General features: G+C 63.4%; 9 protein-coding genes and 1 pseudogene. 4 read left to right on the top strand and 6 right to left on the bottom strand.

The genetic code is table 11. The annotated features are described in order from the left end of the window. Window positions 1-229: 229 nt before the first annotated feature. Together ablB and BP737_RS02955 are read left to right on the top strand one after the other, a co-directional pair. On the top strand, window positions 230-1,159 hold the full coding sequence (ablB, locus tag BP737_RS02950) for a putative beta-lysine N-acetyltransferase (RefSeq protein WP_292407217.1): 930 nt from the start codon (window positions 230-232) through the stop codon (window positions 1,157-1,159). Between the two features lie 79 nt (window positions 1,160-1,238). Next, on the top strand, window positions 1,239-2,450 hold the full coding sequence (locus BP737_RS02955; protein WP_292407214.1) for an NAD(P)/FAD-dependent oxidoreductase: 1,212 nt from the start codon (window positions 1,239-1,241) through the stop codon (window positions 2,448-2,450). A gap of 6 nt (window positions 2,451-2,456) precedes the next feature. On the opposite strand, the gene BP737_RS02960 is transcribed toward BP737_RS02955, so the two are convergent. From BP737_RS02960 to dinB, 5 genes are all read right to left on the bottom strand, one after another. Beyond that, complete coding sequence (locus tag BP737_RS02960) at window positions 2,457-3,311, bottom strand: MerR family transcriptional regulator (protein ID WP_292407212.1); 855 nt, start codon at window positions 3,309-3,311, stop codon at window positions 2,457-2,459. Between the two features lie 131 nt (window positions 3,312-3,442). Further along, window positions 3,443-4,273 (bottom strand): tetratricopeptide repeat protein, encoded by an 831-nt coding sequence (locus BP737_RS02965; RefSeq protein WP_292407210.1) that lies wholly within the window; start codon window positions 4,271-4,273, stop codon window positions 3,443-3,445. 146 nt (window positions 4,274-4,419) lie between these two features. Further along, on the bottom strand, window positions 4,420-4,860 hold the full coding sequence (locus BP737_RS02970; RefSeq protein WP_292407207.1) for an HNH endonuclease: 441 nt from the start codon (window positions 4,858-4,860) through the stop codon (window positions 4,420-4,422). A 28-nt stretch (window positions 4,861-4,888) separates the two neighbouring features. Further along, window positions 4,889-5,719 carry an SDH family Clp fold serine proteinase gene (locus BP737_RS02975; RefSeq protein WP_292407204.1) on the bottom strand — a complete coding sequence of 277 codons (831 nt, stop codon included), beginning with the start codon at window positions 5,717-5,719 and terminating at the stop codon, window positions 4,889-4,891. 80 nt (window positions 5,720-5,799) lie between these two features. Further along, a complete protein-coding gene (dinB, locus tag BP737_RS02980) occupies window positions 5,800-6,921 on the bottom strand; it encodes a DNA polymerase IV (RefSeq protein ID WP_292407201.1) in 1,122 nt (373 codons plus the stop codon). Window positions 6,922-7,377: 456 nt separating this feature from the next. On the opposite strand from dinB, the gene BP737_RS02985 reads away from it, so the two are divergent. Together BP737_RS02985 and BP737_RS02990 are read left to right on the top strand one after the other, a co-directional pair. After that, window positions 7,378-7,983: a type IV pilin N-terminal domain-containing protein gene (locus tag BP737_RS02985; RefSeq protein WP_292407198.1), complete on the top strand. Its 606-nt coding sequence runs from the start codon at window positions 7,378-7,380 to the stop codon at window positions 7,981-7,983. Next, a complete protein-coding gene (locus tag BP737_RS02990; RefSeq protein ID WP_292407196.1) occupies window positions 7,980-8,597 on the top strand; it encodes a type IV pilin N-terminal domain-containing protein in 618 nt (205 codons plus the stop codon). Before BP737_RS02985 ends, BP737_RS02990 begins: the two co-directional genes overlap by 4 nt. Before the next feature lie 583 nt (window positions 8,598-9,180). Here the strand turns inward: BP737_RS02990 and BP737_RS02995 are convergent. Further along, window positions 9,181-9,480 (bottom strand): annotated as a pseudogene (locus BP737_RS02995) (methyl-coenzyme M reductase subunit alpha); the annotation flags it as partial.

Genomic DNA, 9,480 nt, shown 5'->3' on the forward strand with positions numbered 1-9,480 from the left:
CTGTCCTGGATATCGTTCAGAGGAGAGAAACTTCGGAGGTGCGTGCTCCGATAAGGGTGTACAGAACATTCATAGATCTTTTTGGGATGAGTTCTTTGATAAGACAGATACGCAATATAGAAACCCACTATATATTGTGGACACTATAATTACTACAGGGAACAATATGTTTGGTCCTCTACGCGATCAGAAAAACAACCTATCATATACCGGCGCCGAAACCGCCCCGGTGCGGCATGCGGCAAAAAACATCCCAGTTCAGCGTCAAAGGCAGACACAGCGTCACACGGATAAAGGCGCCTATGCCGACGCCGTCTCGACGCTCGGAAAGAGCCTGGTTCACCACGGCCCGTATAACGACCGGGCCTACCTCTTCCGCCTGAACCCGGCGGACCTCCCGGAGATCTCCGGCCGGCTTCTCGCGCTCGCGAGAGGGCGGGGCTATTCGCGGGTAATTGCGAGAGTCCCCGCTCCGGCACGCAACCATTTTGCATCGCGCGGCTACACGCCCGGGGCGTACATCCCCCGGTTGTACCGTGGAGCGGTGGACGGCTACTACATGGTTAACTACCGCAACCCCCCGGAAAGCGACTGGCGGGATGGGATCGACGATGTCCTTGCGGTTGCACGAGAGAAGGCACAGGGGAGTGCAGCGAGCCAGGTACTCGAACCCGGCTTCACCTGCACCCCTGCCGCACCGGCGGATGCCCCGGCACTCGCGGCGATCTACCGGAAGGTCTTCCTGACCTATCCGGTCCCCGTCCATGACCCGGCCTACCTTGTGCGGGGGATGCAGAGCAACCTCCTGCGGTGTTTCTGCATCCGAAAGGACGGGAGGATCGCCGCAGTTGCCGCTGCGGCCGTCGACCCTGACGGTCGGTTCGCGGAGATGACCGGCTTCGCGACGTTGCCGGAGTACCGGGGTCATCGGTTCGCGGGTTGCCTCCTCTGGCGAATAGAAACGGAGATGCGCTCAATCGGCGTAAAGACCGTATTTGCCATCGTTCGGGCCCGTTCGTACCCGGCGAACACCACTTTTGCCCGGGCCGGCTACACCCACACAGGGACGCTTGCGGGCTGTGTCAACATATGCGGCTCTCTTGAGGATATGAGCGTCTGGTACAGATCGCTCGACGACGGGAAAGCGGTCTCTCCATAGGGCCGATCCGGCGTATCCAGCAACGTCCGCGGAAAAGAATAAGGTAAGTACCGGCCCACACCACCGTGAGGAGACGAAGATGGAGAGCCGGACTACGTATGACGCCGTCGTTGTCGGAGGCGGACCCGCCGGGAGCACCGCCGCCTGCCTGCTTGCGGGATTCGGATACCGGGTGGCGCTCCTTGAGAAGAAGACATATCCCCGGGAGAAAGTCTGCGCGGGGTGCCTCAGCCAGAAATCCGTTCGGTTCCTCGACCGGGTGTTTCATCTGCCCGTCCCCGCCCTCCGGCAGGAAGGGCTGCTCGATGCCATCGGGACCAGGTACGCGCTCTACATCGGGAGCAACCGCATCCTTGCCGGGGGCCTTGCCGAGCCGTTCTACTTCACCCGGCGGGACCGTTACGATGCCTTTCTTGCCGGGAGAGCTGCGGATGCCGGGGTGGATGTCCGTGAAGGCGTGGAAGTCGTCGCCGTCGACCACGCCCGCCGGGCCGTGACGACGTCGACGGGGGACCGCTACGCCGCCCGGGTCATCATCGGGGCCGACGGGATCCATAGCCAGGTCCGCCGTTCCCTCCCGGGGAGCATCGTCGATCATGAACAGTGGCGTGAAAACCTCGGGTGGGCCATGGAACTTTCAATCCCCCGCAAGGAGGCCCGGGAACAGATGGAGAGGGACGGGGCGATTCGGCTGGACGCCGATCTCGCGATACCACACCTTGTCCTTGACGCCTGCCGGTGGGGCTACGGGTGGGTATTCCCGAACCAGGACGCGATCGTCGTCGGGATCGGGGGGCTGCTGCAGAAAAACCGGAAGGGTTTTCCCGAACGGTTCAGGGAGTTTTTGACAGCCATCGGTCTTGCGGCGTTCACGGACCAAAAACCGGCGGGATATCCCCTGTCGTTCGGCAATTACATCTCCTCCCCTGCTTACGAGGGGACAGTCCTCGTCGGCGACGCGGGCGGGTTTGCAAGTCCCATCCTCGGCGAAGGGATCTTCTACGCCCACCGGACCGCAGAACTCGCCGCTCACGCCGTCGACCTCCACCTCGCGTCAGGTGCGCCGCTCGGCGAGACCTATACCGCTCTCCTCAACCGCCGTCTCATCCCCGAACTGCAGGCGGAGAAGACGTTGCGGGACTTCCTCTACGGCTGCCTCGACGCCCGGATACACGTGCCCCTCAAGGCCCTGATGCGGGCGACGAACGGCCGGGTCATCGACGCGGTCCAGGGACACCGGTCGTTTTTGGGGTTCCAGCGGGACAATGATCTTCATACCTCCGTCTGGTGACACCCTTCAGGCCGACGGGGAGACCTCCTGCACCGGGAACTGGACCTCGGTCAGGAGTTCGGCTTCCGGGACCCCGTGAGGGTTGTTGAGATAGAGTTCCCGCGAGGGGCCGGCCGGTGAGAGGCGGTGCTCGCCCATGTAGGCGAAGAGCCGTTCGTAAGCCTTCCCGACCCCGGGATAGGGGCCGGTGTAGAGCACCGAGACGAATCGACCGCCCGGAAGGGTCCTGATCTCGACCCGGGAGCCCGCGACGTTGACCGATCCGGTGATCGGGATCGCCATCTCGATGTCCGCGTCCGTCTCCCGGTACTCGTCGTCGTGGCAGATATACATGATCGGCCCGGCCATCTTTGCGGCGGGCTGCCGCCCGTCTACAGGGAAGACGAACGTGAAGAGTTCTTCGATCAATCCCGGAATGGTCTCATGGTAAACACCCTTCTCCCGGCGGGCGAGCGCCCGGAGGGCAGGGACTTCCTTGATAACAGGTTCGGTTACCGACATACGGAATCCTCCGTTCAGCGGGTCCTGCGTCCGCAGGATCTCCGCAATCGCATGCAGCCGCCCGATCTCCTGTTCGGTTGCGGCGAGACGCCGCGCAAAGAGGTCCCGGATAGCCCCGGCATCCCCCTGCTCCCGTGCCGCGAGGATGACCTCGACCTCTCCGAGGTCGAACCCGAGCCGGAGCAGGTGCCCGATATGGATGCCCCGCTCAGCCTGGGCGACGGTGTAGTAGCGGTACCCCGTGCAGATGTCTCGTGCCACCGGAACAAGGAGGCCCCGCTCGTCGTAGAGGCGGAGCGCCTTCTGCGAGAGCTGGGTGATCCGCGAGAACGTACCGATAGGAATCTGATTGACCGGCATGGATTAATCCACTGTTGGCGTCGCCGGGTAATAGAAGGTCGGAGTCTTCCCCGGGGGAGAGTTCCCCCCGATACACCGGTTCCTGGTTGGATGATGTCAAACGTCAACCCTCAGGAGAGGGCGGGAGCGGATCACCAATTCTTGGTGAGGGAGAGGAGCATCTTTCTGACCTGGGCGGTCAGTTCGCAGTCAGGATTGATCTCAAGCGCCTTGTCGGCGCACGCAAGCGCGTGGCGGTACATGCCGAGGTGATAGAGGACGCTGCACTTCATGCTCCATCCGGCGGCATACTTCGGATCGATTGCAAGCACCCGGTCGAAACATTCGAGCGCCTTGCGATACTCCCCGAGCGCATACAGGGCACCGCCCTTCAGGCTCCAGACCCGGACGCTTCCAGGGTCGTCGGCTATAGCCCGGTCGTAGCAGGCGACGGCCTCTTCGTGCTGGTGCTGGAGAAAGCGGGCGTAACCGAGATCAGTCCAGGCCGCCACGAAGTGAGGGTCTATCGCGAGCACCCGCTCGTAGCAGGCGACGGCATCGTCAAGCCGCTGCATCGCGACGAAGATGCCGCTCCGGTTGTACCAGGCGACAGCGGAGTTCGGATTGAGTTTCACGGCCCGGTCGTAGCAGGTGAGCGCCGCATCGAGCCGGTTGCGGCGCCGGTGCAGCATCCCCCGGGAGACCCAGGCAGGGGCAAACTCCGGGTCGATTGCAAGAGCCTTCTCCCAGCAGGCCAGCGCTTCCTGCTCCCGCCCGAGGAGATCGAGGAAGACGCCCTTGTTGTTCCACATCTTCACGTTGGACGGGTCCTCTTCGAGCACCCGGTCGAAACATCCGATCGCCTCATTGAATCGCCCCTCCTGGGCGAGAGAGACCGCCTTCCTGCTCACTGTCGTATCGGTGTCCGTACCGGCCGGAACTTCGGGATCGCTCCTCCCGAAGAGGCGTCCTGTAATGTTCATTCCGGATATTCCCCCCATGGTCTCGCTACTGGTAGCGCGCATACGATATAACCGTTCCCCCGCCGCCGGCTATAGGCAGACAGGGAAAAACAGTCTTCCCGGGCATTCGGCCGGGAGAAGAAACCAGCGCTCCTGTTCACGAGGGGTCACGCCGGGCGGGGCCGGTGCCGCATCGCCGGGATCACCCGCGCTACCCGTGCGGCGCCTCCTTCACGGCGGAGTTCGGTGTGCACCCGGGCATGGCAGATGCCGCAGAGAGTAAGCAGGTTCTCCGGGTCGTCGTTTGTGGGGTCGAGGTCGATGTGGTGGACGTGGAGGTCCGCCGTCGCCCCGCAGACCGCACAGGCTCCGCCGTCACGGTCAAGGACGGCCGTCCGGACCTCCCGCCACCCCCGAAGTCCGTACTTCGCCCGCGCCCGTATCCGGACGCCGAACTCCTCGCAGAAGACGGCGCCTTCCTCCCGGACGGCGAACGGACACCGGCAGCAGAGGCGGACGAAACCGTTCCGGTCCGGGCGGCCGTCGCAGAGGGGGGAAGCGTGCGTGCGGTCGAATGCATCGAGATCGAGCTGCAGGTCAACGGTCATGCCAGAGGATCTCTTGCGGGATGCCCGATTACTCTTTCTTCTCCTCCCGGTAAGGCACCGGGACGTAGGCGACCGACGGGCGACGGGGCATCGCCTGCAAAAAAAGGTCCATTAACCGGTAGATCCCGGCGGGCATGCCGGTGGTGACGGGAAGCCCGAGGTCCCGGGCCTGCTCGAGGGTGATCGGGCGGTCGTGGGTCCACGCCCCTTCCGTGAGCAGGCGTGCAAGATTGACCGCCCGCCCGGTCTCCATCCGATCCCGGAGCAGGTCGGCCACGAACTCCCGCATCTGGTTCTGGGCCTTCGCTGCGATGTCGACCAGAATGAAGGTCTTATCCTCGATCTCCTCCGGCGGTTTCAGGTGCGGGACCCGCAGGATCGATGCCGCCGGGTAATCGCCGACCCGGGGATCGACCGGGCCGAGCACGGCGTTCTCGTCCATCGCCACTTCGTCGGCGGCGAGGCAGAGGAGCGTCCCGCCCGACATGGCGTAGTGCGGGACAAAGACCGTCACCTTCCCCCGGTGGCGCCGGAGCGCCATTGCAATCTGTTCGGCGGAGAGGACCAGGCCGCCGGGGGTGTGGACGATGAAGTCGATCGGCATCTCCGGTGCCGTGAGCCGGATCGCCCGGAGGATCTCCTCGGAGTCGGTGATGTCGATGTAGCGGAAGAGCGGGATGCCCAGAAAGCCGATCTGCTCCTGCCGGTGGATGAGGGCGATGACCCGGGTCCGGCGCTCGGCTTCGAGCGCCCTGATAGCCCGCAGGCGGCGGGCCAGGGTCATCTGCTGCTGGATGACCGGCACTGCGAAGATGAGAAGAGCAACGGCGACGAGGAGTACGATCCAGATCTCGGGCATACCGGCACCTGTGCGCACCCCCGGTAAAGAAGGTTCGCCCAGAGGGGATCACGACGCCCGCCCGCACCGGCGCCGGGAGACTATCCGGGAGTTACGTCGGGCGTCTCTCCAGGGTATGCTCCATAGGAGAGGAACTCAGCGATCGACGTCTGCCGGGTCCGGCCCCCTTCGAGCGTCGAGAGCCTGACCCCGATAAGCCGGACGGGTTCGCCGTTGAGGAACGGCAGGAGCAGCACGGCTGCGGCACGCCGGATCGTCTCCGGGTCGCCGGTGAACCGCGGGAGCGTCCGGGACCGGGTATGCGTCTGGAATCCGCGGTACCGGACCTTGACGGTGACGGTCCGGCACCGCAGGCCGTCGGCCCGAAGCGTTCCCGCGACGTCGTCCGCGAGACCCGTCAGGGTCCCGGAGAGGACGGACGGGTCGGCGGTGTCCGCTTCGAACGTCGTCTCCCGGGAGATGGACTTGCATTCCTCTCGATCCCGCACCTCGCTGTCGTCGATGCCCCGGGCGAGGCGGTGTACCAGGACGCCGGCTCGCCCGAACCGGGTGATGAGGTCCTGGACGTCGCGGCGTGCAAGGTCGCCGACGGTCAGGATACCCATCTTCCGGAGGTCCTCGCCGGTCTTCTTCCCGACGCCCGGGATCTTCTCCACCGGCAGGGGGGCAAGGAACGCCGCAACCTCTCCTGGCGGGACGACCGTCAGCCCGTCGGGTTTCCGGTAGTCGGAGGCGATCTTGGCCACGGCCTTGCCAGGGGCGACGCCGACCGAGCAGGTGAGCCCCGTCTCTTCCCGGATCTCCCGCTTGATTGCGGCCGCAAGGGTTCCCGCCGCCGCGAAACTCCCGGTATCGCTGACGTCGAGGTAGGCCTCGTCGATGCTCACCTGCTCGATGCGGCCGGCATGCCGGGAAAGGAGAGCCATGATCCCGCCCGAGACCCGGGAGTAGAGCGGGCGGTCCACCGGGAGGTAGACGCCGTGCGGGCAGAGGTCGTACGCCCGGGAGATCGGCATGCCGGAGTGAACGCCGTACCGGCGGGCCTCGTAGGAGCAGGTGCTCACGACCCCCCGGCCAGCCCCGCCCTTCGGGTCGGCGCCCACGATCACCGGCCTCCCGGCAAGGGACGGGTTGCGGCGGACCTCTATGGAAGCAAAGAAACTGTCCATATCCACGTGCAGAATGATCCGGCCGGCTGTCACTCCAGGAACCCCTCCCCGATCTCTCGAAAGAGTGTTGGCAATCCGGCGATATAGGAGGTTTGGTGGGGTGTGTGGGAAGATGCGATCCTGAAAGAGGGGTTGCACGGGTGCCGGATGTGGGGCGGGAGCGTTCGGGGGGACGACGCGCGCGCGCAACAGCCAGCAGGCCACCCGCGCAACTCACGGCCGGCTCCCGGGGCGGACACGATAGAAGAAATGCGCTTCGTATCCCTCGCGTGCGGAGGTCGGTCGGTGGAGAGGGTGCGACGGCGCGAACCTCCCTTTCTCGAAAGTGAATATTGCTCCATACGCTCTCCGATCGGTCCCCCATTAAACAAAAATATTTGTGTTAATAAAATTAAAAATGATCAATTTTAAATAGATTTAACACAAGCGTACTTTCGTTGTGCGGAGTCCGGGCCCTCTCCACACAGCACTGAAAAATGGAGGAACGGAATGAAGAAAATTTGGAAAGAGGACGCCGTATCACCCGTGATCGGCGTCATGCTCATGCTGGTGGTGACCATTATCATCGCCGCAGTAGTGAGCGCGTTTGCCGGCGGGATTGCGGGGGACGGCGCGAAAACCGCACCGGCCGCTGCGATCAGCGTCGGATTCCTGGAGGATGACGGGGGCATGGGGCCGGACAATGTCGCGAGGAAGATGACGTTCGAGCACCTGAGCGGCGATGCGATCCTCACGAAGGACATCGAGATCGTCACCTACTACACGCTGACGAACGGGACGGTCATCAAGCACACACAGACGCCTGCCAGCGAGGCCACGGATCTTTATGGGTCGGGCGGCGTCAGCCGTGTACCGTTCATCAACGATCAGTCGTTAGGGCGGGCCAGTGACAATCCCCTGACCGACTTCGGCAACTACACCTGGAAGGCCGGGGGTATCCTGAGCACCGGAGGAGACCGGGGGACCAGCGCCCTCCTTGGATTCGATGTCACCGACCCGGACAACAGATTCGGCTCCGGATCGGTCGTTGACGTCAAGATCCTTCATACCCCGAGCGGGAAGTACATCTACGACAAAGAGGTGATTGTAGCATGAAGACGGTTGGAGATTCTGCAGTCTCGCCGGTCGTCGGCGTCATGCTCATGCTGGTGGTGACCATCATCATCGCCGCGGTGGTGAGCGCGTTTGCCGGAGGCCTGACATCGGACAGCAGCAAAGCCCCGCAGGCCACGCTCTCCGTGACCGGCGTCATCGAGGGTATCGAGGACACGGCCGAGGATGACTGGGTCCCGACTTATCCTGCTAACTTCACCGCCAAGAACGGGCTGCTCTTCGAGCATAAGGGCGGCGATGGCTTCGCCCTCTCCGGCATCTATGTCCAGATACAGAGCCAGGACACCAAGTACGACATAAGCTCCTACGATAAGCTGCCCGCGGCGAATTGCACAGCCGATGTGACGTCCTACCTCGTGGAGGTCGGCGACAACGACGGGTATATCTCCCCGGGCGACAAGTTCATGCTCTATGCGGACAATTGCCGCATCGACCATGACCCGACGTATGGCTACAACCACGCACCCCAGATCTCCTGGAAGCCCGAAGGCGCAGCAGGCGGGATCGCCGCATACCTGAACACTCTGATCGAGTACAAGATCATCGACAAAGCAAGCGGCAAGGCCATCCAGTCCGGGTCCCTTACGCTGCATTAAGCCGTCGTGGTGAGAGGTGCGGAGAACTTCTCCCCCCTCTTCATCCCTGAAGCGCCGGGGCAGACGAACCGCCCCGGCTGCACGGCCCTCCAGACCACTACGAGACGATGAGGCCCTTTCTCCTGCCGGCTTTTGCAGGGTGCGCCACCATGGGGAGGCGGATGCAGTTATCTTCATCGTCCCCTCCACGCCCGCCCGAACCCCCGTCCGGCAGAGTGTGACCGCCGTTACTCATTACGAAAGCGGGCCCGATGCCGCCCGGAAGATGCCCGGCCCTTAACCCCGGGTATCCCCCATTGCATTCCCTCCCGTCCGGATGCGAGCATGCCGCATGTGATCCAAGGCAGAGGTCGGCAAGCGGAATTTTCGCGTATTCACCGCTCTTGAGGAGCACGAGCGCCTTGCCCCACCCAATGAAAGCTCAAAGGAGCACTTGAAATCGGACTTTGTGTTATTGAAATGGATTACAGTAATACGTGGGCGAGTGAGAACCACTCGCTCCACCTTATCCGTCTGATCGGCAGGAATGTTTGCGATCGCGGGATTTTGAGGACGTGCAACTAAAAAGGGGTTATGGAGGGGTTTACCGGGCCGGGATGATGAGCGAGCGCTCGCCGGCGGGCATAAACTCGCGGATTGCACCCTTCGCGAACTCGCGGCGCGGTTCGGAGAAGTCGAACTTCAGGGCCGGGTCGGCGAAGCAGACCTTCACGAGCGGGCTGTAGCAGAACGCGTCGGCGCGGCCGTAGTGAGCGCCCGCGACGATTGCGGCGTATTCTCCCTGGTGTCCGACGTTCATCGCGTAGTTCGGGTAGTTCGGGCCACGCAGTTCTCCCATCAGACCGCGGTCGGACTCCATAGAGAGCGAGTTTGCGGAGCCGCA

Source organism: Methanoculleus sp. UBA291 (assembly GCF_002499755.1).
GTDB classification, from domain to species: Archaea; Halobacteriota; Methanomicrobia; order Methanomicrobiales; family Methanoculleaceae; genus Methanoculleus; species Methanoculleus palmolei.

Coding starts and splice junctions, on each gene's coding strand:
- BP737_RS02955 (WP_292407214.1), top strand. CDS start 1,239: ATGGAGAGCCGGACTACGTATGACGCCGTCGTTGTCGGAGGCGGACCC.
- BP737_RS02960 (WP_292407212.1), bottom strand. CDS start 3,311: ATGCCGGTCAATCAGATTCCTATCGGTACGTTCTCGCGGATCACCCAG.
- BP737_RS02965 (WP_292407210.1), bottom strand. CDS start 4,273: ATGAACATTACAGGACGCCTCTTCGGGAGGAGCGATCCCGAAGTTCCG.
- BP737_RS02970 (WP_292407207.1), bottom strand. CDS start 4,860: ATGACCGTTGACCTGCAGCTCGATCTCGATGCATTCGACCGCACGCAC.
- BP737_RS02975 (WP_292407204.1), bottom strand. CDS start 5,719: ATGCCCGAGATCTGGATCGTACTCCTCGTCGCCGTTGCTCTTCTCATC.
- BP737_RS02985 (WP_292407198.1), top strand. CDS start 7,378: ATGAAGAAAATTTGGAAAGAGGACGCCGTATCACCCGTGATCGGCGTC.
- BP737_RS02990 (WP_292407196.1), top strand. CDS start 7,980: ATGAAGACGGTTGGAGATTCTGCAGTCTCGCCGGTCGTCGGCGTCATG.